This window comes from Actinomadura rupiterrae (assembly GCF_024172125.1).
Classification (GTDB): domain Bacteria; phylum Actinomycetota; class Actinomycetes; order Streptosporangiales; family Streptosporangiaceae; genus Spirillospora; species Spirillospora rupiterrae.
The window spans coordinates 107,189-129,226 of record NZ_JAMZEA010000002.1 but is presented as its reverse complement, the minus strand read 5'-3'; the positions used below and the strand labels follow the sequence as shown (position 1 = coordinate 129,226).

The 22,038-nt window shown below is 71.2% G+C and carries 15 protein-coding genes; 2 read left to right on the top strand and 13 right to left on the bottom strand.

All coding sequences use genetic code 11. The annotated features are described in order from the left end of the window. Positions 1 to 48: 48 nt before the first annotated feature. Entirely contained in the window at positions 49 to 630 is a 582-nt protein-coding gene (locus tag FHU30_RS05125) for a DUF5998 family protein (RefSeq protein ID WP_253872184.1), read from the bottom strand. A gap of 525 nt (positions 631 to 1,155) precedes the next feature. Then, positions 1,156 to 3,744: a bifunctional acetate--CoA ligase family protein/GNAT family N-acetyltransferase gene (locus FHU30_RS05120; RefSeq protein WP_253872182.1), complete on the bottom strand. Its 2,589-nt coding sequence runs from the start codon at positions 3,742 to 3,744 to the stop codon at positions 1,156 to 1,158. A gap of 197 nt (positions 3,745 to 3,941) precedes the next feature. On the opposite strand from FHU30_RS05120, the gene FHU30_RS05115 reads away from it, so the two are divergent. Both FHU30_RS05115 and FHU30_RS05110 read left to right on the top strand, forming a co-directional pair. Continuing rightward, on the top strand, positions 3,942 to 4,865 hold the full coding sequence (locus FHU30_RS05115; RefSeq protein WP_253872180.1) for a carbohydrate kinase family protein: 924 nt from the start codon (positions 3,942 to 3,944) through the stop codon (positions 4,863 to 4,865). Positions 4,866 to 5,050: 185 nt separating this feature from the next. Continuing rightward, on the top strand, positions 5,051 to 5,977 hold the full coding sequence (locus tag FHU30_RS05110) for an aminoglycoside phosphotransferase family protein (protein WP_253872178.1): 927 nt from the start codon (positions 5,051 to 5,053) through the stop codon (positions 5,975 to 5,977). 1,162 nt (positions 5,978 to 7,139) lie between these two features. On the opposite strand, the gene FHU30_RS05105 is transcribed toward FHU30_RS05110, so the two are convergent. From FHU30_RS05105 to FHU30_RS05055, 11 genes are all read right to left on the bottom strand, one after another. After that, complete coding sequence (locus FHU30_RS05105) at positions 7,140 to 7,796, bottom strand: HAD family hydrolase (protein ID WP_253872176.1); 657 nt, start codon at positions 7,794 to 7,796, stop codon at positions 7,140 to 7,142. Positions 7,797 to 8,524: 728 nt separating this feature from the next. Continuing rightward, the gene (locus tag FHU30_RS05100) at positions 8,525 to 9,073 is read right to left on the bottom strand and encodes an alpha-ketoglutarate-dependent dioxygenase AlkB (RefSeq protein WP_253872174.1); all 549 of its coding nucleotides are present in this window, start codon (positions 9,071 to 9,073) and stop codon (positions 8,525 to 8,527) included. Between the two features lie 163 nt (positions 9,074 to 9,236). Then, complete coding sequence (locus FHU30_RS05095) at positions 9,237 to 11,567, bottom strand: RecQ family ATP-dependent DNA helicase (RefSeq protein ID WP_253872172.1); 2,331 nt, start codon at positions 11,565 to 11,567, stop codon at positions 9,237 to 9,239. A gap of 100 nt (positions 11,568 to 11,667) precedes the next feature. Further along, the gene (locus tag FHU30_RS05090) at positions 11,668 to 13,524 is read right to left on the bottom strand and encodes an alpha-L-fucosidase (protein WP_253872171.1); all 1,857 of its coding nucleotides are present in this window, start codon (positions 13,522 to 13,524) and stop codon (positions 11,668 to 11,670) included. Positions 13,525 to 13,689: 165 nt separating this feature from the next. After that, entirely contained in the window at positions 13,690 to 14,286 is a 597-nt protein-coding gene (locus FHU30_RS05085; RefSeq protein WP_253872169.1) for a LutC/YkgG family protein, read from the bottom strand. Next, the gene (locus FHU30_RS05080) at positions 14,286 to 15,695 is read right to left on the bottom strand and encodes a LutB/LldF family L-lactate oxidation iron-sulfur protein (RefSeq protein ID WP_253872167.1); all 1,410 of its coding nucleotides are present in this window, start codon (positions 15,693 to 15,695) and stop codon (positions 14,286 to 14,288) included. Before FHU30_RS05080 ends, FHU30_RS05085 begins: the two co-directional genes overlap by 1 nt. Then, complete coding sequence (locus FHU30_RS05075; RefSeq protein WP_253872165.1) at positions 15,692 to 16,396, bottom strand: (Fe-S)-binding protein; 705 nt, start codon at positions 16,394 to 16,396, stop codon at positions 15,692 to 15,694. The genes FHU30_RS05080 and FHU30_RS05075 overlap by 4 nt, the downstream gene beginning before the upstream one ends. Before the next feature lie 7 nt (positions 16,397 to 16,403). Then, a complete protein-coding gene (locus tag FHU30_RS05070) occupies positions 16,404 to 17,213 on the bottom strand; it encodes an amidohydrolase family protein (RefSeq protein ID WP_301322740.1) in 810 nt (269 codons plus the stop codon). 18 nt (positions 17,214 to 17,231) lie between these two features. Beyond that, the gene (locus FHU30_RS05065; RefSeq protein WP_253872163.1) at positions 17,232 to 18,137 is read right to left on the bottom strand and encodes an aldo/keto reductase; all 906 of its coding nucleotides are present in this window, start codon (positions 18,135 to 18,137) and stop codon (positions 17,232 to 17,234) included. Positions 18,138 to 18,280: 143 nt separating this feature from the next. Next, positions 18,281 to 20,818 (bottom strand): ATP-binding cassette domain-containing protein, encoded by a 2,538-nt coding sequence (locus FHU30_RS05060; protein ID WP_253872161.1) that lies wholly within the window; start codon positions 20,816 to 20,818, stop codon positions 18,281 to 18,283. Then, on the bottom strand, positions 20,818 to 21,864 hold the full coding sequence (locus tag FHU30_RS05055) for a sugar ABC transporter substrate-binding protein (protein WP_253872159.1): 1,047 nt from the start codon (positions 21,862 to 21,864) through the stop codon (positions 20,818 to 20,820). Before FHU30_RS05055 ends, FHU30_RS05060 begins: the two co-directional genes overlap by 1 nt. Positions 21,865 to 22,038: the final 174 nt, after the last annotated feature.

Sequence of the window (22,038 nt, the reverse complement as noted above, 5' to 3'; positions counted from 1 at the left end):
ACGCCGCCGGGTCCGGCACAGGGCCGGGCCGCGGGGCGGGCGCGGGGGTCACCGGGCCGTGGCGGCGGACAGGGCCTCGGCGAAGGCCAGGACCTGGACGACGGCGTCGGCGCCGTCGGCGGCCTCGCTCACCCGCAGGGACAGGTCGTCCGCGGTGACGCTGCCGGTGTAGCCGTGGTCGGCCTCGCAGTTCTCGTCGCCGCAGGTGGCGGGTTCGAGGTCGATATGGGCGATCGCGCCCCAGCCGAGGGTCAGCACGACCTCGCTGGGCGGCATCCCCGGCACGTAGGCCTCCGGATCGGGGACGACCCGGGTGAGCGCGACCGACTGGACGCCGTCGAGCTTGACGGCCTCGGTGGTGGTGGACGCGTGCGGGCGGGCCATCCCGTCGCCGGGCGGGTGCTCGTCGGTGTGGCAGAGCAGCAGCCGGGTCGCGGTCAGCGCGAGCACGGTGACGTGCCGGCGCACCTCCATGGCGGGGTCGAACGCCGCCTCGTGGTGGACCACGTACGCGACGACGCGCTCGTCGCCGATGGCGGACTCGACCGCGTCCGCGACCAGGCCCGGGTAGTAACCGCTGCGCTCGATGGCGGTGCGCAACCCGTGAGCCGTCGCTCGGGTTTCCCTCATGTGTCCATCCTGCCCTGTCCGGGGCCGTGCCCGCACACGGGCAGGCCCTTCCGCACCGGCTTCCGGGCCCGATTTCCCCGCCCGGGCGCACGAGGCCGCCGCCCGCGCCGTCCTTGGAGCATCCGGGGCCGGTTTCGGCGGCCGGGCGCCGGATGCCGGAGTCTGCTCCTGAATGGGCGTTTCCGGTCCGTTCTTCCGGCCGGACACCCCTGGGCTCGCGGGGTGGCAGGGTCGGGCAGCGCCGGAGATGGGTACGGAAGGGGACATGGCAGACAGAGATCCTTTTCCCTCGCCCCAGCCGATCCCGCGCCCCGGGCCGGAGCCGGCGCCGCCGCCGCAACCCCCCGTCCCGCCGCCGGAACCGCCTCCTAGTCCGCCCCAGCCGCCGCCAGGGCCCGTCCCGCCGGGGCCCGCGCCGGATCCCATCCCGCCCGGCCCTGCGCCTGATCCGGTCCCGCCGGAACCCGGCCCGGCCCCGCCCGGCCCACCGTCCTGACCGTCCCGAAACAAGGTCGGAGGCGGGCGTTAGCCCAGGCGGCGAGGGCCGAGTTCGGGGCGCGGGCCCATCGGACGTTGCAGCCGCAACCGGACGCCGCGCACCGACACGCCCGAGGCGTCCGCGATCACCGGGTCCAGCTCCAGGCGGGCGACCTCGGGCAGGTCGTCGCCGAGCTTCGCGACCCGCTGCAGCAGGTCTTCCAGGGCCGACACGTCCACCGGTTCGGCGCCCCGGTGGCCGAGCAGCAGCGGCGCGGTCCGGACGGCCCGGACCATCGCGGCGGACTCGGCGTCGGTGAGCGGCGCGAGCCGGTAGGCGCGGTCGTCCAGCAGCGCGGCGGTCTCGTCCGCGAGCCCGAACGCCACCACGGCGCCGAACGAGGCGTCCTCTGAGGTGACGATGCGGACGGGCACTCCCGAGCCGCCACAGTCCTCCTCAGCGGCCTCCAGCGCCCCTTCCGTCGCACCCCCGACCGGCCCTGCCGCCCCGCCCCCGACCGGCCCTGCCGCCTCGCCGCCGGCCGGCCCCTCCGCGGACGGTTCCGGTTCGGCCAGGTGGATGCCGTAGCAGGCGAGTAGCTCCGCCGCCTGCGCGCGCGAGGCCGCGACCGGTGCGCCGTCGGCGGGGACGGCCTCCAGCCAGCCGCCGACCAGCGCGCGGGCGCGGCGGCGGTCCTCCGCGGTCACCAGGTCGGGGATGCGCCCGGGCGGACGCTGCCGCCACTGCGCGTACCTGATCACGTAGGCCAGCGCGCGGACGGCGTCCTCCGGGGCCGGGTAGGACGGCACGGACCCGGCCGAGGCGCTCCCGTCCGGCGCGTTGATCCGCAGGTCGCCGGGCATGCCCTTGGACCCCAGGTACGTCGCCACGATCGGCTTGGACGAGCCGGCCGCGAGCCGCAGGATCTTCTCCGGGACGCGCAGGTCGTAGCCGCCGATCGTGGGCGGGGTGAACAGCGCCACGACGGCATCGACGTTCTCGTCCCGCAGGGCGGTGGCGAGGGCTTCCTCGTACGCGTCCGCGTCTGCCAGGGGGCCCAGGTCGACGGGCGGCCTCACGCGCAGCCCTAGAGCGACGGCCGCGTCCTGTGCCAGGAGGCCCAGCGAGTCGGAGTTGTCGATGATGGCGATCCGGTCGCCTGCCGGGAGGGGCTGGTAGGCGAGCAGCTGCGCGACGTCGAAAAGCTCGGAAAGGTCGTCGACCCGGATCACTCCTGCCTGCGCGAACAGGGCGCTCACCGCATGGTCGGGCAGGCTCAGCGCGCGCGCAGCATGCCCCAGCGGGACGCCCTGCGTGCTGCGTCCGCTCTTGACCGCGACGATCGGCTTACGTCGCGACAGCCGTCGAGCCAGCCGCGCGAACTTGCGAGGGTTCCCCAGGGACTCCAGGTAGAGCAGGACGGCCTTGGTAGCCGGATCCTCCTCCCAGTACTGCATGAGGTCGTTGCCGGACACGTCCGCCCGGTTTCCTGCCGAAACGAACGTGGAGAGGCCGAGACCGCGTTCCGCGGTGCGCTGGAGGATGGCCGTGCCCAGCGCACCCGACTGCGAGAAGAACCCCACTGGCCCGCGTCCAGGCAGGGTCGGGGCAAGGGTCGCGTTAAGCCGGATGTTCGGATCGGTATTGGCGATGCCAAGGCAGTTGGGGCCGACCACACGCATCCCGTAGGCGCGGGCGAGCCGGACCAGTTCTTCTTGCCGCGCCCGTCCTTCCGGCCCGGCTTCGCCGAATCCCGACGAAACCACGACCAGCCCATGGACGCCCTTACTGGCGCACTGCTCCACGACCTCATGGACGGTATTGGCCCGGACGGCCACCACCGCCAGGTCCACGTCGTCCGGGATATCCAGCACGGACGCGTACGCGCGCACACCGGCCACCGCCGTAGCGGTCGGATGCACCGGGTAGACGGGACCGCTGAAATCCCCACCGAGCAGGTTCCGCAGGACGGTCTGCCCCACACTGTGCTCAGCGCGGCTCGCTCCCACCACGGCCACCGAGTGAGGCGTCATGAGCCGCTGGATGGACCGTGCCTCCGCCCTGTGCTCACGCGCGGACGTGACCTCCACAGACGTTTCCGTAGGCTCAAGGTCAAGGACGAGCTCGATCACGCCGTCCTCGAAGCGCTGTTCAGCGCGGTAGCCCGCCTCCCTGAAGACCCGCGTCATGCGCCGGTTGTCCGGCAGCACGCTGGCCACGAACCGGTGCAGGCCCCGCTCGCGCGCGGCTGCGGCGATGTGCTCCAGCAGGACGGGCCCCAGGCCGCGTCCCTGATGGGCGTCCTCGACCAGGAAGGCGACCTCGGCGGTGCCAGGACGGTCGGTGAGCCGGTCATAGCGGACGACCGCCACCATGTCGCCGCCGATCGTGGCGATCAGCCCGACCCGGCGGTCGTAGTCCACGGTCGTGAAGTGCTGGATCTCACGGTCGGACAAGTGCGGCCGCGGCGAGAAGAACCGGTAGTAGATCGTCTCAGCGGACAGCCGGGCGTAGAAGGACCGCAGCAGATCGGCGTCCGCGGGCCGGATCGGGCGCAGATGCGCCGTCCCGCCGTCCGCGAGGACGACGTCGGCCTCCCACTGGTCCGGATAGTCCGGCTTGCTCTCCCCGGTCACGCCACCGAGACTAGGCCACGGGCATCCGTGCCGTTGCGGCCGCCTCGACCGGGAATGCCCCGGTCCGGGCGTGAGAGGCGGCATGTCCGCGGCCCCGACGCGCGTTCGAGACCTCATCGGAGGTCAAGAGCTGTTACGGTCGTGCCTACGCCCACTCCGCCGCTCACGCGGGCCGTGTTGATCGAGGTGATGACCCCATGACCCGGGTAGTCGTGGTTGGCGACCTGATGACCGACACCGTGGCACGTGCCGCCTACCCCCTCGCCAAGGGCAGCGACACTCCCGCGGCCGTCACCACCCATGGCGGCGGGTCCGGCGCCAACGTCGCCTCCTGGCTCGCCCTGGAGGGCGCCGAGGCCGCGTTCGTCGGCCGCCGCGGCTCCGACATCGCGGGCCGCAACCGCGACATGGAGCTGATGGGCTACGGCGTCGACGCGCGCCTGGTGATGGACTCCGAGCGCCCGACCGGCACCTGCGTGGTCCTGGTCACCCACAAGGGCGACCGGACGATGCTGTCCGACCCCGGGGCCAACAGCGCGCTGCTGCCCGAGGACGTCGAGCGCTGCAAGGACCTGTTCACCCAGGGCGTCCACTTCCACCTCTCCGGCTACTCGCTGATCAACGAGGGGTCCCGGAAGGCCGCCATCCACGCGCTCGACCTCGCCCGCAAGGCGCAGATGTCGGTGTCGGTGGACGGCGCGTCCTCCTCGCCGCTCAAGCGGATGGGCGCCGAGCCGTTCCTGGAGTGGACGCAGGGCGCCCGGCTGCTGGTCCTCAACACCGCCCAGGCCGAGGTCCTCACCGGCCGCGACAACCCCGAGGCCGCCGCCAAGGTGCTCACCGCCTGGTACCCCCAGGTCGTGATCAAGAACGGCGCGGACGGCTCGCTCTGGTACTCCAACGGCCGCCCCGACGCCGTCACCGTCGCCGCCGACCCGGTCGAGAAGATCGTCGACGGCACCGGCGCGGGCGACGCGTTCGTCGCCGGCTTCCTCCCCGCCTGGCTGGACGGCAAGCCCCCGGCCGAGGCCCTCGCCGCCGGCAACCGCCTCGCCGCCCAGGCCCTCCAACACCTCGGCGCCCGCCCCTCCCTGGACGTCCTCGACAACCCCATCCACTAACCCGCCCCCGCCCGCCGCGCGCACCCGTACAACGCTCAAGCGTGCGAGCGTCCACGTGACGTCCAGTCCGGGACCACGCGTCGTGCAAGTCTCAGCACAGGACGCGACGACCGCGCAACACTCCAGCGCAGGGAGCGTTCGCGAACGCCCCACGTAGGGTCGGCCGGGACACATAGAGTGCTCGGATGATCGATGTGCCGGAGGCGTTCGCGCGGAGCACGGTCGCCCGGGAGGGCGAGCCGGGATCACGCTGGCTCGTCGGGCTCCCCAAGATCGTGGACGAGCTGCTGGAACGCTGGTCATGCACCCCGGACGGCGAGGTCACACACGGCGCCGTGGGCATCGTCGTGCCGGTCCGTGCACCCTCCGGACCGGCCGTCCTCAAGGTGTCCTTCACCCATCCCGGCAACGTCCACGAACCGGACGCCTTCGCCGCCTGGGCCGGACGCGGGGCCGTCCAGCTGCACGAACGCGATGACGAACGGTTCGCGCTGCTCCTGGAACGCGCCCACCCGGAGACCCTGGCCGACCTCGCGGACGACGACGAGATCATCCGGATCGCCGGCCGCCTCAGCCGCCGCCTGGCCATCCCCGCTCCCCCGCACCTCCCCCGGCTGCGGGACCACGCTCCGGCCTGGGCCGACGAGCTGCGCAAGGACGCCGAGCAACTTCCGCACACCATGCCCGACCGGGTCGTGGACGCCGCGATCGAGACCGCGGAGGACCTGGGCGGCACTCAGCCGGACACCCTCGTCCACGGCGACCTGCATCCGGGCAACATCCTGCGCGCCGACCGCGAGCCCTGGCTGGCCATCGACCCCAAGGGCCACGCCGGAGACCCCGCCTACGACGTCGGAGCCCTCCTCAAGTCGCGCGCCCTGTCCCTCCTCCAATCGGACGACCACGCCAAGGCCTTCAACCGCGCCCTGGACATCTTCGCCGACGCGGCCGAACTGGACCGCGACCGCGTCCACCGCTGGGCCCAGTTCCACGCCGTCCGAGCGGCCTTCCACGCTCGCACCCACGGCTTCACCATCGCCCGCACCGGCCCCGACCTAGAAGCCATCGCCACCTTGGCCGACCACCTGGCCACCCTCCTCGGAACTCCCTAACCCACCCCCTGCCAAAGACCAGCCCGCGAGCTAAAGCCTGCCGAGGAAAGCCAGCCCTCCAACAGGCGGTGCCCACACGGAGAGCCCGTCCAGACGAGCGCCCCACCCAGCCAAAGGCGGCCCGCCAGCTAAGACGTAGGCGGCACCCTGCCGACGAGCGCGCCCAGCTGAGGACGCAACCAGGTGACAGGGGCCGCCACCACGGAGGGCGCCTTGGTAGTGGACGCGCCCTAGCGGAAGCGGCACTCAGCCGAGGAACGCCCCCCCCAGATGACGGCCGCGCCTTGGTGGTGCCGAGCCAAAGGGCACGTCCACGCGAAGGACGCGCCTAGCCGGAGGCAACGCCAGTCGAAGGACGCGCCCCGGCGGACATGGCCCCCAGCCAAAGGACGCGGCCAAGTGAAGGACGCAGCCTGGCGAAGGGCCCCCAAGCGGAAGACGCGCCCCAGGGGTGACGGCGCCCTTCGAAGGATGCGGCAAGGGGAGGCGCCAGGAGGTGGAGAACGCGCCCCAGCGGGGAGTACGCCCAACCGAGGGGCGTGTCCAGGTGACGGACGCGGCCAGGCGAAGGACGCGTCTCGGCGGAGGCGATACTCGGCCGAAGGACGCCCCAGGTGACGGGCTCCACTTGGCGGAGGACGCGCCCTGGTAGTGGACGGCCTTGGCGGAAGACGCGCCAGATGACCGGGCCGCCACAGCGGAAGGCGCGCTCTGACGGAAACGCGGCCCAGCGGAGGCAGCACCCAGCCGAAGGACGCGGCCAGGCGACGGGCGCCACCAGGCGAAGGACGCACGCCATGGCGGAGGCTTCACCCAACCGAGGACGCGAACAGGTGACGGACGCGCCTTGGCGGAGGCTTCACCCAGTCAAAGGGCGCGTCCAGCTGGCTGGCGCAGCTGGCCGAAGGACGCGGCCGGGCGAAGACGCGCCCCGGCGAAAGACGCGCCCAAGTGAAGGGGCCGCCACCTCGGAGGGCACGCCCTGATGGAAATCGCGGCCCAGCAGATACGGCGCCCAGCCGAGGGGCGCGGTCAGGTGGAGGGCGCAGCCAGGCGGAGGGCGTGTGTGCGCGGGTTGTAAGGCGGAGTGGGGCGGGGGGCGGGGAGGACGGGGCGGGGGCGGGGTGAGGTGGGGCGAGGTTCGGGGGCTGGGCGGCCAGGATCAGAGGGGCAGATTTTCGATGAGTTCGGGGAATTTGCGCATGTCGTCGAAGACCACGGTGCCGGGGCCTTCCAGCCACTCGGCGGGGGTGAGGCCGCCTGCGTAGCCGAACGAGCGCATGCCTGCGGAGCGCGCGGCCTGGACGCCGTACCGGCTGTCCTCGACCACGACGCAGGCTTCCGGCCTCACGCCCATCTCGGACGCGGCGAACAGGAACAGGTCGGGCTCCGGCTTGCCGCGCGCGACCTGGGTCGCGCTGAAGATCCGTCCCTCGAAGCGGGGGTATAGGCCTGTGCGGCCCAGCGTGTGCCGCATCTTGTCGTGGCTTCCACTGGACGCGACGCAGAACGGAAGCCCGACGCCGTCCAGCGCCTCTTCGATGCCTTCGACGGTGACAAGCTCGGCGTCCACGGCCTCGGCATGCAGCCGCTTGAAGCGCCGCTCGGCCTCAACGGTCAGCTCGGGCCCCAACCGGGCCTCGATCATCTCGTTGATGGACGCGGTCGAGCGTCCCACGAACCGTTCCATCACCTCCTGCTCGCTCACCGCCCAGCCGAGCTCGGTCAGCACGGCCGAATGCGTCCGCACCGCGATCGGCTCGCTGTCCACGAGCACGCCGTCGCAGTCGAAAATCACCAGTTCAAGGTCGTTCGCCATGGGATGAACCTACAGCAAAGCGTCAACCTCCGTTGACGCCCCCACCCCGACAAGCCATCAGGCTCGCCTCCACATCGCACCAGCCAGGAGGGCACAACTCGACCTCACCCGCCCCCACCCGTCGATGGCACAAGCGGCGACGCACGCCGCCGCCGTCATCGCCACAAGCCGACTCCAAACCCGCCGCCGAACCTTTCACCCGCTCTCCCGCACCGCATACCGAGCCACAGGCCCGATACGCGCCCCGCCCCCGAGCCACCTCCGGCGCACACCTCATCCCGAGCGCGCTCCCAGTCCACGACTCATCCCAAGCGCGGCTCTGGTGCACGCCTCACCGAGCGCGGCAGCACGCGCCTCGCCCCGAGTGCGAGCGCCGCAACTGAGCGCGGCCCAGTGCAGGCCCATCCAAGCTCGGCCGCGGTCCGCACCTTGCGCCAGGCGCAGGCTTGTTCCGCACCTAATCCCGCGAGCAGGCTTGCTGCGCGCCTTGCGCCGAGCGCAAGCTTGGCGCGGACCTTGTGCCGAGCCCGAACGTGGCCCGGGTCTCGCGTTGGGCGCTGACCCGGCGCGCGCCATTGTGTCGAGCGCGGGCGCTGCCGTGGGGCGTGGGACTTGTGCGGCGCTCATGGCGAGTCGGGGTGGTGCGTGGCTTGTGCTGGGTGTGGGGCGGAGGCGCGACTTGTGTTGGGGGCGGGCGCGGGGGTTGTTCTCGGGTTTTGGGGAGGAGGTCAGAGGACGGTTCGGAAGGTTGCTGAGACTCGGCGGGAGCGGGGGAGGCGGCCGACGGGGGCGGGGTCGGTCTTGCGGGCGGGGATGGCGTGTCGCCAGGTGTAGCGGGCCGGGCCGGTCATCACGCAGAGGGTGCCGGGGGCGAGGGGGACGGGCACGCGGGACTTGTCCTCCGGGTGCGTGAAGTCCATGACGCAGTGGGAGAGCAGGCTGATCGAGGCGACGACCGGGCCGAAGCAGGGCACGCAGTCCACGTGGGCGCTGATGCCTTGGCCCGGCTCGTACTCGTTCACGATCACCTGGTCGGGCTCGTTCTCGAAATATCCCTCCTCGTGCAGGTCGCGGGCCAGTTTCAGGGCCCAGCCGGGGAGCGGCGGGGCCGGGGCGTCGGCGGCCACGCCGCGGCTGCCGTAGTCGTACCGGTGGCCGTAGTGCTGGACGCGTCGCTTGAGCGGGGACGACCACGGCGCCGCGTCGATCTCCGCCATCAAGTCTTGCCTGTCGTCCTCGTCCAGCCAGTCAGGGAGGCACAGCAAGCCCGGAATCATGTTCGAAAATCTATTCGATCTCGGTCGGCCCGATGCGGGATTTACACGGATTCGTCGGCGTTGCCAGGTTGCCTGGATGGGGCGGCCAGATCTTGGCGACTCTTGGCCCTGGAGCCCTCCCGTTAGCTCAGGTGGGCGTCGGCGAGTGCTTCGGGGTGGGCGGTCATGATGGGACGGCTAGGGCGAGAGGGAGGACGGCTGGGGCGCCTGATTGGCGGAGGAGGCGGGTGGCGACGGTCATGGTCCAGCCGGTGTCGATGCGGTCGTCGATCAGCAGGATCGGGCCGGGGGTCTGGGCGACGGCGGCGGCCAGGTCGTCGGGGACGGTCAGGTCGTGCCAGACGGAGCGGAGGCGCTGGGCGCTGTTGTGGCGGCGCGGGGTGGGCTCGCCGATAGGGACGAGCTCACCCAGGTAGGGCAGGCGGCCGATCTCGGAGACGCGGGCGGCGAAGCTCCGGACGAGGCGGGGGCGGCTGCGGGAGCCGATGGAGACCACGGCGGCGGGACGTGTGGACCAGTTCCAGGCGGCGAGGACCTTCACGACGGCGTCCACCATGTCGGGCGGGATCTCGGTGTCGGGGGCCTGGTCGGCGAACAGGGCGCGCAGGCGGTTGCCCCAGCCGATGTCGGTGAGGCGGCCGAGGACGCGGCCCTCCTCGGCCTGCTCGGCGGCGGGGATGCGGCCGGAGACGCCCGGGTCGTCCTTGACGCCGGTGGGCCACATGCGGCGGGGCTGGACGTCCACGCCGGGACGTTGCAGGCGGTCGCGGGCGCTGGCGGCTCCCGCGGCGGACACCTCGGCCGGGCGGTGGACGCCGGTGCAGTTGTCGCAGCGGCCGCAGGGGGCGGCGGACGGGTCGTCCAGCTGGCGACGGAGGAACTCCTCGCGGCAGGACGCGGTGGCGATGTAGTCGAGCATCGCGCGCTGCTCGCGTTCGCGTTCGGCGGCGACGCGCCGGTAACGGGCGCGGTCGTATTGCCAGGGGTGGCCGGTGGCCTCCCATCCGCCCTTGACGCGGTGGACGGCGCCGTCCACGTCCAGGACCTTCAGCATCATCTCCAGGCGGGAGCGGCCGAGGTTGACCATCGGCTCCAGCGCGGAGGTGGACAGCGGCCGGCCGGCCGCCCCCAGGACGTCGAGGGTGGTGCGGACGACCGGCTCGGGCGGGAAGGCGAGGCTGGCGAAATAGGCCCAGATGTCGCGGTCTTCGCGGCCCGGGAGCAGGATCACCTCGGCGCGGTCGACGCCGCGGCCCGCGCGGCCGATCTGCTGGTAGTAGGCCACGGGCGACTGCGGCGCGCCGACGTGCACGATGAAGCCGAGGTCGGGCTTGTCGAAGCCCATGCCGAGGGCGCTGGTGGCGATCAGCGCCTTGAGCTTGTTGTCGAGCAGGTCGCGTTCGGCCTGGAGGCGTTCGTCGGGATCGGTCTGGCCCGAGTAGGCGGCGACGGCGTAGCCGCGGTCGCGGAGGTATCCGGCGATCTCGTGGGCGGCGGCCACGGTGAGCGTGTAGACGATGCCGGACCCGGGCAGCGCGTCCAGCTGCTCCCCCAACCAGGCCACGCGCTGGTCGGCCGATGGCAGCTCGACCACGGAGAGGTGCAGCGACTCCCGCTGCAACGAGCCCCGCAGGACCAAGGCCCCTTCCGAGGCCAGTGCCGTCGCGGCCGCATCCGCGGCAGGCCCGGCGTCCGCTGTCGGCGCTTCGACCGGAATGGTGTTGGACGCGGCTGTGGGAGGGACGTCCTCGTCCGCGAGGGTGGCGGGGCGGACGCCGGCCAGCTGTTCGGCGACGTCCTGGGTGACGCGGGCGTTGGCCGTGGCGGTCGTGGCGAGGACCGGGATGCCGGGCGGGAGATCGGCGAGGAGCGTGCGGAGGCGGCGGTAATCGGGGCGGAAGTCGTGGCCCCAGTCGGAGATGCAGTGCGCCTCGTCGACCACGACCAGCCCGGCCCCGGCGGCGAGCTTGGGCAGCACCTGGTCGCGGAAGTCGGGGTTGTTGAGCCGTTCGGGGCTGACCAGCAGGACGTCGACCTCGCCCGCCTCGACCTCGGCGAAGACCGCGTCCCAGGCGTCGGTGTTCGCCGAGTTCACCGTGCGGGCGCGGATGCCGGCGCGCTCGGCGGCCTCGATCTGGTTGCGCATCAGGGCGAGGAGCGGGGAGACGATCACGGTCGGGCCGGCGCCGCGGTCGCGGAGCAGCCGGGTGGCGACGAAGTAGACCGCGGACTTGCCCCAGCCGGTGCGCTGGACGACCAGGGCGCGGCGGCGCTCGACGACCAGCGCTCGGATGGCGGTCCACTGGTCGTCGCGGAGCCGGGCGCCCTCGCCCGCGAGCCCCCGCAGGCAGCGTTCCGCGTTACCACGCAGGTGCTGCTCAGCGTCACCACGCAGGTGCTGCTCAGCGTCACCACGCAGGTGCTGCTCAGCGTCACCACGCAGGTGCTGCTCAGCGTTGTCGCGGGGCGCGTCGGGCGTCGTTGGGTCTGTCATGCCTCCTTGGTACCAGCCGTCGCCGACGCCACCCGACTAGAACCGCGTTCTGTGGATAACTCGCCCGCCGCTCTAGGCGGCGGGCGAGTTGGCCATGGAGCTACCTAGGGGCGGACGTCCGGTACAGGCCGAGCGTCGTGATGTAGGGGGTTGCACGGGCCTGCGTGACCGCCACCCGGATGCGGGACGCGGTCACCGGGGCGGGCAGCGCCAGGATGCGGCTGTAGCCGATCGTGGTGCCCGTCACAAGAGTGCTCCAGGCGGACCCGTTCCAGGCTTCGACGTTGAAGCCCTCGACGTGCTGGCCTCGCGTGATGTCCTGGCCCAGGCGGATGCGGTCGAAAGTGGTCGGTCCGTTCAGGTCCAGGGAGCCGCCCTGCCAGGACGTGCCGAGCCGAGTGTCGGTCAGGGCGTGGGCCGCCTTGGTAGGACGCGCGCCGGCGAGCAGGTTGCGGGAGTAGGTCTCCCGGATCGCGCGCCCGAACGAGGTGAGGGCGTTCACGTCCTCGGAAGCGACCTTGCCGTCCGCGGCGGGCGGGATGTTCAGTAGTAGCGAGGCGTTCCGTCCCACGGACTGGTCGTACAGGCCGACCAGTTGCGACGGGGTCTTGGGCTTCTGGTCCGGGTGGAAGAACCAGCCGGGGCGCAGGGACACGTCGGCTTCGCCAGGGAACCACTGGAGGTACTTCGCGGCAGGCGCGGTCAGCTTCGCGCGTGAGCCGATGTCGGCGACGGACGCGCCTTCCGGCAGAAGCCATTCGTTGTGGTAGCTGCGCGGTTCCGCTGTAGCGGGCGTCACGCTCCACTCGGTTTCGCGCGCGACGCCGTTCTCGTTGCCGATCCAGCGGATGCCCTGGGGGCCGCCGAAGACGACCGTGTTAGGCGACAGCTTGTGGATGAGGTCGAACCACGCGGTGAAGTCGTACTTCTCGGTGATGCCTTCGCCGGACCAGGGGTTTGCGCCGTCCAGCCACAGTTCGTCGATCGGGCCGTACTGCGTGAACAGCTCGTACAGCTGGTTCAGGTAGTAGGCGTTGTACTCGTCCGTAGCGAACTTGAAGGACGGGAGCTTGCCCTTGGCGACGGCCTTGGCGCGGTCGTCGTTCTTCACCAGGGTCGGGATCGTGCGCGGCGCGATGGCGCTTCCGCTGCCGTAGCGGCCCTGGCCGCTCGGGTCACGGTCGCGGTCGTCGTAGGTGGCCTGCTCCTCGATGCTGAGGGGCTTGCCCGCGTCGTGCTTGGCGACGACCTGCTTGACCCACTCGCGGTGCCAGGCGTGCGGGAGTTCCGCGCCGTCCGCCGGGGAGATGTAGATGCCGACCTTGAGTCCGGCGCGGCGGGCTGCGGCGACGTACTGCGCCAGGATGTCGCCCTGCTTGTTCTCGCATCCGGCCGCGCGCACCTGCCAGTAGGCGGACGGGTCGGACCCACGAGCGGCCTCCGCGCGCGCACGAGCCGCCTTGGCCGCGTCCGCGGAACCGCATCCGGACGTACGGACCCACCAAGGGCTCGCGATGACCGAGTGGTTGCTGTACCGGGTCGGGTAAAGGACGAACCCGTCGTGGTGCTTGACCGTGAACATCGCCTGTTTGGCACCGGCGGCCTTGTAGGCGCGCATCCACTGGTCGACGTCCAGGCTCTTGGGCGCGAACGTGTCCTCGTCCTCGGCTCCGGACCCCCACTCGCGGTTGGTGAAGGTGTCCATGCCGAAGTGCGTGAAGGTGGTGACCTCCTTGCGCTGCCAGTTGATCTGGCCCTCACGCGGGACGATGTTCGCGGCCTTGTCGATGATCCGCGAAGGCGTGTCGCACGCCTCGATCCTCATCACCGACGCGGGACGGATCGGGCCCGAGCAGTCAGCGAAGGCGGAGTCGGAGGCGGACGCGGCCGTCGGAACGGCCAGGCCCGCCAGGGTCGTCGCGGCGAGCAGGCTCGCGCGCAGGGTGGGATGACGCATGGGTCTCCTCGGATCGGGGGGACTTGAGGTGGGCATGCGGAAGCCACGAAGCCGGCCCACCGGACGCCGGTTCGGATACGGATGGAGATGTCAGGGAGCTCTGGGCGAGGTCGGAGGACGGCGGCTTCGAGGCGGCAGGGTCAGAAATGGCGACTTCGAGGTAGGTCAGAGGATGGCGACTTCGAGGGTGCGGGGCCCGTGCACGCCCTCGACACGGTCGAGTTCGATGTCGCTGGTGGCGGACGGCCCGCTGATCCAGGTGAGCGGGCGCGACGGGTCCAGGCGTTCCAGCGCTTCCGGGACGGTCCGGACGATCTGGTCGCGGCGGACGACGCACAGGTGGTAGTCGGGGACGAGGGTCAGGGCGCGGCGGCCTTGGTCCTCACCACCGTCGAGCACGATCGTGCCGGTTTCGGCGATGGCGACCGCGCAGCCTGTGAGGACGCCGTCCAGCGCGTCCAGTTCGGTAGCAGAGAGCGGCGGTTCGTCCCGCACGACCTCCACGCCGGCAAGCCATTCGGATGGCACGCCGGTCGGCACCATCAGCCGTCCTCGTGCGCGCGCGAGGTCGGCCACCGACGGGTCGAGGTGAACGACAGCGCGGTAGTCCACCAGGCGGTCGACCAGCAGTTCCACCAGGTCGAGCCCGGATCGGCTGCGCTGGTAGTCGCGCGGGACCGGCACATCGTCCGGCGTCTCGGCGGACGGGACGTCGGCCAGCGCGGAACGCACGCGCGCGAGGATCGTCTCTCGCGAGCCCACTACTTCTCCTCCCGTGAGGCCCACCAGTCGCGGAACGACTGGGTCGGGGGCGCCGGTATGTCTCTGGTGTCCGTCCAAGCGGCCAAGGGGCCGGGCAGCCGGCGCGGGGTGAGTTTCCGGAAGCGGCCCGCGGTGCGCTGGCCGGCAGCCAGGAGACCGGGCGACGAAAGCACGCGCCTAGCCGCGCCCATGGCGAGCTTCTCGCCCTTGTGCGCGCCCGATGCGGCGACCTCGGCGCGCAGGTGCAGCAGCACTTCCGGAATGTTGATGGCTACTGGGCAGACGTCGTAGCAAGCGCCGCAGAGCGTAGAGGCATACGGAAGGGACTCGTCCAGCTCGGAACTGAAGCCGCGTAGCTGAGGTGTCAGGATCGCGCCGATCGGCCCGGGATACACCGAGCCGTAGGCGTGCCCTCCTGCGCGCTCGTATACAGGGCACGCGTTCAGGCAGGCTGAACAGCGGATGCAACGCAACGCCTGGCGTCCGACCTCGTCAGCCAAGACGTTCGTCCGGCCGTTGTCCAAGAGGACCAGATGGAAGTCCTGGCCCTCGGCCGCACCCGTCCACATGGATGTGTACGGGTTCATGCGCTCGCCCGTGGAGGAACGCGGTAGGAGCTGCATGAAGACTTCGAGGTCCTGCCACGTTGGCACGAGCTTCTCGATGCCGACGACCGAGATCAGCGTCTCCGGAAGGGTCAGGCACATCCGGCCGTTGCCCTCGGACTCCAGCACCACCAGCGTGCCGGTCTCGGCTACGGCGAAGTTCGCTCCGGAAATGCCGACCTTCGCCGAGAGGAACCTCTCGCGCAGGTGCAGGCGTGCCGCCTCGGCCAGGGCGCGCGGCTCGTCCGTGAGGCCGTCAGGCGCCGGACGGCCCCAAGAGGCCATCGCGCGCTGGAAGATCTCCCTGATCTCCGCCCGGTTCCGGTGGATGGCCGGGACGAGGATGTGCGAGGGCCGGTCGTCGCCCAGCTGCACGATCAGCTCGGCCAGGTCGGTCTCGTAGGCGGTGATCCCCTGCTCGGCGAGGGCCTCGTTCAGGCCGATCTCCTGCGTGGCCATGGACTTGACCTTGACGACCTCGGTCTCCCCCGTCGCGCGCACGAGGTCGAGCACGATGCGGTTGGCCTCGGCGCCGTCGGCGGCCCAGTGCACATGCCCGCCAGCCCGTTCGACGGCCCGTTCCAGCTGCTCCAGGTAGTCGTCCAGGTGCCGCAGGACGCGGGTCTTCAGTCCGGCCCCGGCGGCCCGCAGAGCGGCCCAGTCGGGCTGTTCGGAGACCACGGCCGCCCGCTTGTCGCGGATCGTGTGCGTGGCCTTGTGGAGGTTGTGGCGCAGCTGGGCGTTGTCGACCGCCCGGGCGGCCGCCTTCGGGAACGGCGGCATTCCGACGAACGTAGGACTCATGCCGGGTTCTCCTCTGTGGAGGCGAGGATCTGCGCCAGATGCATCACTCGTACGCCCGCGCGTTCGCGACGCATCGTGCCGCCGATGTGCATCAGGCAGGAATTGTCGGCGGCGCACAGAACCTCGGCGCCGGTGTCCAGCACGTTACGGACCTTGTCGGTTCCCATGGCGGCCGAGACGGCAGGGTTCTTCAGGGAGAACGTGCCGCCGAAACCGCAGCACTCGTCAGACCCTCCTAGCGGCTTCAACGTCAAACCACGCACGGCCGAGAGAAGCTTGTAGGGCCGCTCACCAAGCCGTAGGGAACGCAGCGAATGGCAGGTCGGATGGTAGGTGACGGTATGCGGGAAGTAGGCTCCGACGTCCTCCACCTTCAGCACGTCCACGAGGAATTCCGCCAGCTCGTACACGCCCGATGGCGGTTCCACTCCGAGCGTCGGGTACCACTCGCGCACCATCGCCGCGCACGAGCCGGACGGCATGACCACCGCGTCGTACCCGGCGAAGACCTCCCCCACCCGGCGCGCCAGGGGCAGCGCGTCGTCGCGGTAGCCGGTGTTGAAGTGCATCTGGCCGCAGCACGTCTGGGCCTCCGGGAACTCGACCCGGCATCCGAGCCGCTCCAGCAACCGGACGGTCGCCCGCCCCGTCCCCGGGAACAGCGTGTCGTTGACGCAGGTCACGAACAGCGCGACGCGCACCTTCGGGTCACCCCCCGATCCGGTAGACGCGCCGGGCCGTTCCGTCGAAGACCTCGGCGCGGTCCTCGTCCGCCAGCGTAACCCGGACAAGATCAACTACGCGCCGGTAGGAAGCGGCGAGTGTGCAGACGGGCCAGTCGGATCCGAACATCACGCGGGACGGCCCGAACGCCTCCAGCACGTGGCGCGCGTAGGGCAGCACGTCGTCCGGCCGCCAGTCCGGCCCGGCCTCGGTGACGAGCCCGGAAAGCTTCACCGCCACGTTCGGCGCCTCCGCCATGGCCGCGATCCAGGACGCCCACGGCTCCCATACGCCGCCCGCAATGTCGGGCTTCCCCGCGTGGTCGAGCACGAACGACACCTCCGGCAGCGCGCGCACGACCGCGAGCGCCGCGTCCGCCTGCGGAGGCTTGACCAGCAGGTCGTAGACGATCCCGGCGTCCGCCACGGCACGGAGCCCGCGCTGGACGTCCGGACGGGACAACCACTCGGGATCGGGCTCGTCCTGCACCATGTGCCGGATTCCTACAAGAGGCCCAGAGAACGAAGCCAGCGTCTCGGCAACCGAACCCGCCGTTAGGTCCACCCAACCGACGACGCCCGAAACCGGCGCCCCGTCAGCCAAAGCAAGCAGTTCTCTGGTTTCGTCTTCGCTTTGTAGGGCCTGCACAACAACAGAGCCGGTGACCTCCCCGCCCGAAGCCGACACATATCGCGGTACATCGAAACGACCGCGCAGGGGGTCAGCCCACGGACCGTCCATCCACGCATAGTCACGGGCGGACGTATCCCAAAGATGGTGGTGAGCGTCAAACATCAGAGCATCTCCCGGACATCAGAGTTCCTTCCAGAGGTCCTCGGGAACGTCCAGTGCGAACAGGGCGGCGTTCTCCGTGACCTCCTCGGGAGTACGGCAGCCGACCAGCACGCTCGCGACGGCAGGGTGACGCATAGGGAACTGCAATGCGGCCGCCCGCAACGGCACGTCGTAGCGAGTGCAGACTCGTTCCAGCTCAGCGACGCGTTCCAGCATGGCGACAGGGGCGGATTCGTAGTTGTACGTCGTCCCGCCCGCGAGCAGCCCGGAATTGTAGGCACCGCCTACAACCACGGCCGTACCGCGCTCAACGCACGCGGGAAGCAGCTCCGCCTCAGCGGAACGGTCGAGAAGCGTATAGCGGCCGGCACACAACACCACGTCCAGGTCAAGCCGCCGGACGAACCGCGTCAGCATCTCCGTCTGGTTCATTCCGGCCCCGATGGCACCGACCACGCCCTGCTCGCGCAGCTCTGCCAGCGCTGGATACGCCGACGCATAGACCTCGTCCTCGTGCGCGTCCGGGTCGTGGAGGTAGACCATGTCCACGCGGTCGATACCGAGCCGTTCCAAGGACGACTCCAGTGAGCGCAGCACGCCGTCCCGGCTGAAGTCCCATTCGCGCTTCACCGGCGGCTCGCCCTCGAAACCGGCCGAATCCGGGGATTCGCCAGGACGGAGCGGCCGCAGCACCCGTCCGACCTTCGTCGAGATGGTGAACGACTCGCGCGGGACATCCGACAGGGCCGCGCCCAGGATGCGCTCCGCCTTGCCCGCGCCGTAGTGCGGCGCGGTGTCCAGGTAGCGCATCCCGGCTTCCAGGGCCCGCTGGACGGTGTGCACGCCCGTATCGGGCGGTACCGGGGCGTACAGCCCGCCGATGGCGGCGCTGCCGAACGCGAGCGGCGTGACCGGAATCTTCATCCCGACGTTCCCTCCTGAGCGGGCACCGAGGCCGGCGCCGCGACCGGCGCTGTGGCCGGGCGCCTCGCCCAGACGCTCCGGCCGGACCCCAGCGGGTGCCTCGGCCGGCGGCCCGGCGGGCGCCTTCCCTGCCGGGGCCCGCCTCATTCCTGAGCCTGCCCCGAAGTCACCCGCGAGATGACCAGGGCGACCAGGATGATCGCACCATAGATCGCCTGCTTCCAGAAGGACGCGACCTGCGCGAGGGTCAGCAGGTTGTCGACCACGCCGAGCAGCAGCACACCGGTGACCGCGCCGGTCATCGTGCCCTTGCCGCCGTTCATGGAGATCCCGCCGATGACGGCCGCGGCCATCACCGTGAAGATCATGTTCTGCCCCTGGTTGGCGTTGATCGCGCCGACGTAGCCGGTCAGGCAGAGCCCGGCCGCCGCCGCGAGCACCCCGGCGACCACGTACACCGCGAAGGTCACGCGCTCAACCCGGATGCCGGCCGCGCGCGCCGCCTCGGGGTTGCCGCCGATCGCGTACAGCGCCCGGCCGAGCCGGTGGTAGCGCAGCACGAACCCGGCCACCGCGAAGCACAGCACGGCCAGCCACACCGACATCGGGACCTGCAAAAACGTGGTGGTCGCGATGGAGAAGAACGCGTCCGGCATGTCGAACAGCGTCTTGCCCTTGGTCGCGCCGGTCAGCAGGCCGCGCAGCACGATCAGCATGGCCAGCGACACGATGAACGCGTTCAGCCGCAGCTTCACCGACAGGAAGCCGTTGAACGCGCCGACCGCCGCGCCCACCACGAAGATCGCCAGAATCCCGGCCCAGGCGGGCCATTTCGTACCGAACCCCGCCGAAGCGGCTGGAATCACCAGCAGCGCCCCGAGCCCGGGCGCGATGCCGACCGTCGACTCCAGCGACAGGTCGATCTTCCCGGTGATCAGGATCAGCGACTCGGCCAGCACGACCAGCGCCAGCGCGGCCGACGCGCCCAGGATGGAGATGATGTTGCGCTGGGTCAGGAAGCTGTCGTTGACGACGGCCCCCAGGACGACCAGCACGACGAGCGCGGGCACCAGCGCGAACTCGCGGGCCCGCCGGAACAGCACGCCCGCCCGCGCGGGCGGGACGACCGGCGCCGCGGCTCCGGCCTTCTCGGCCACATCGGCCATCAGGACACTCCCTCGATCGAGGCGACCAGGTCGCGGTCGGACCAGCCGGCGGCGCGCTCGGCGGTGATCCGGCCGTGGAAGAAGACCAGCACCCGGTCGCAGGGGCGCAGGTCGTCCAGCTCGTCGGAGATGATGACCACGGCGGTGCCGTCCGCGCGGACCCGGTCCACCACCGCGAGCAGCGCCTCCTTGGACTTCACGTCCACCCCGGCGGTCGGGTTGATCAGCACCAGCAGGCCCGGCGCGGTGGCGAGCGCGCGCCATCACGACCTTCTGCTGGTTGCCGCCGGACAGGCCGCTGACCGGCTGCTCCGGCCCGGACGTCTTGATGTCGAGATCGGTGATCGCGCCCGCGGCCTCGGCGCGCAGCCGGCCCGGCTTGACCACGCCGAGCGGCCCGAGCCGTCCGGCGACGGTCATGGTGGCGTTCTCGCCGACCGAAAGCCCGGGCACGAGGCCCTGGGCGTGCCGGTCGCGCGGGACGAACCCGATCCCGGCGTCCATCGCCTTCCGGACGTCCCCGAACGGCACCGGACGATCGTCCAGAACGGCCGTTCCGGACGTCGGCCGGCGCAGGCCGACGAGCGTCTCGGCGAGCTCGATCTTCCCGCTCGCGGACGAACCGGCCAGACCGACCACCTCGCCGCGCCGCACCTCCAGCGACACGTCCGAGAACTCCGGACCGGACAGGCCGGAAACCGAGAGCCGGACCGGCGCGGTCACCGGCTCGCGGCGGCCGCTCTCCCGGCCGAGCTCGGTCGCCTCGCCGGTCATCGCCGCGACCAGGTCGGCGCGCGGCAGCTCGGCGACGGGCGCCGTGATGATCCAGCGGGCGTCCCGGAAGACCGTGACGGTCTCGCACACCTCGTACACCTCCTGGAGGTGGTGCGAGATGAACAGGAACGCGACGCCGCTCTCGCGCAGCGCCCGCATCCGGACGAACAGCCGCTCGATCTCGGCGTTGTCGAGCTGCGCGGTCGGCTCGTCCAGGATGATGAACCGCGCGCCGAACGACAGCGCCCGCGCGATCTCGACGAACTGCCGGTCCTGGACGCTGAGCCGGCCGGCCGGGACGGCCGGGTCGACCTGGACGTCCCAGGCCGCGAGCAGGTCGGCGGCCTCGCGGCGCATCCGCTTCCAGCCGATCACGCCGCGGGTGCCGGGCTGCCGGTTCAGGAACAGGTTCTCCGCGACGGTCAGCTCGGGGATGATCGTCGACTTCTGGTAGACGCAGGCGGCGCGGGCGCGCCAGCCGTCCCGGTCGCCCGGCGCGGGGGCGGGCCGGCCGTCGAACCGGACCGCGCCGCCGTCCGGCGGGAAGATCCCGGTCAGAACGTTGACCAGCGTCGACTTGCCCGCTCCGTTCCGTCCGACGAGCGCGTGCGATTCGCCAGGAAGCACCTTCAGGCGGGCATCGGCGAGCGCCACGGTCGAGCCGAAACGCTTGGTGACACCCTCCGCCTCGACGATCGGGACGGCCGCGTCCGGCGGGGACTTGTCGAGGGGCGCGGCCATCACTTGCCCACCGTGTTGCCCCACAGCGCCTTGTCGTCCACGTTCTCCTTGGTGACCAGCGGCGCGGGGAGCTGGTCCTCCAGGAGGCCGTTGGGCAGCTTGACGATCTCGCTGTCGTGGTCGGTCTTGCCCGGCTGGAAGGTCTTCCCCTCCATCGCGGCCTTGATGTAGTACAGCCCCCACTTGGCGTACGCGTCGGCCGGCTGGGAAACGGTCGCGTCGATCTCGCCCTTGCGGATGGCGTCGAACTCCTGCGGGATGCCGTCGTTGGAGACGATCGCGATGTGCTTCGGGCCGCCCGCGGTGTGCAGCATGCCCTTGCTGCGCAGGGCCTGGAGCGTCGGCGCGAGGTAGACGCCGCCCGCCTGCATGTAGATCCCCTTGACGTCGGGGTTGCCGTTGAGGACGGTGTCCAGCCCGGACGCGGCCTTCTCCGCCTTCCACTCCGCCGGGATCTCCAGCACCTTGACCTGCGGGTACTTCTTCTTCATGCAGTCGTTGAACGCCTGCGAGCGGTCCCGGCCGTTGACCGAGGCGAGGTCGCCCTGGATCTGCACGACCTTGCCGCTCTTGATCTTGTCGCCGAGGTAGGTGCAGGCCTTCTCGCCGTAGGCGACGTTGTTCGCGCGGACGACCATCGCGACCTTGCCCTTGTCCGGCGCGACGTCCACCGCGACGACCGGGACGCCCTTGCGGCCCGCCTGGTTGAGCCCGGCGACGATCGCCGCGCTGTCCAGCGGCGCGACGACCAGGCCCTTCACGTCCTGGTTCAGCAGGTTGTTGATGTCGGTGATCTGCTGCGTCGGGTCGGAGTTGGAGTTGACCGTCGGCATCGTCTTCACACCGAGCTGCTTGGCCATCGTCGGGACGTAAGCGTTGTAGGACTGCCAGAAGGGCGAGGTCAGCAGGGGGAGGTCGACGCCGACCTTGCCGCTGCCCCCGGCGGCCTTGGCGCCGCCGCCGGAGTCCTTGGTGCTGCCGCAGCCCGCGAGCAGCGCGGCCGACAGCGCGACGGCGGCCCCGGCCATGATCTTGCTGCGAATCATCGTTGACTCTCCTCCACGAAAGGGGTGGGTCGCGTCCGGACCGGCGGACCGGACGCCGTGGATCGCATCCGGACCAGCGGGCCGAACGCCGTGGGGAGCGTCCGGACCGGTAGGCCGGACGCCGTGGACCGCGCCCGGACCAGCCGGTCGGACGCCGTGGGGAGCGTCCGGACC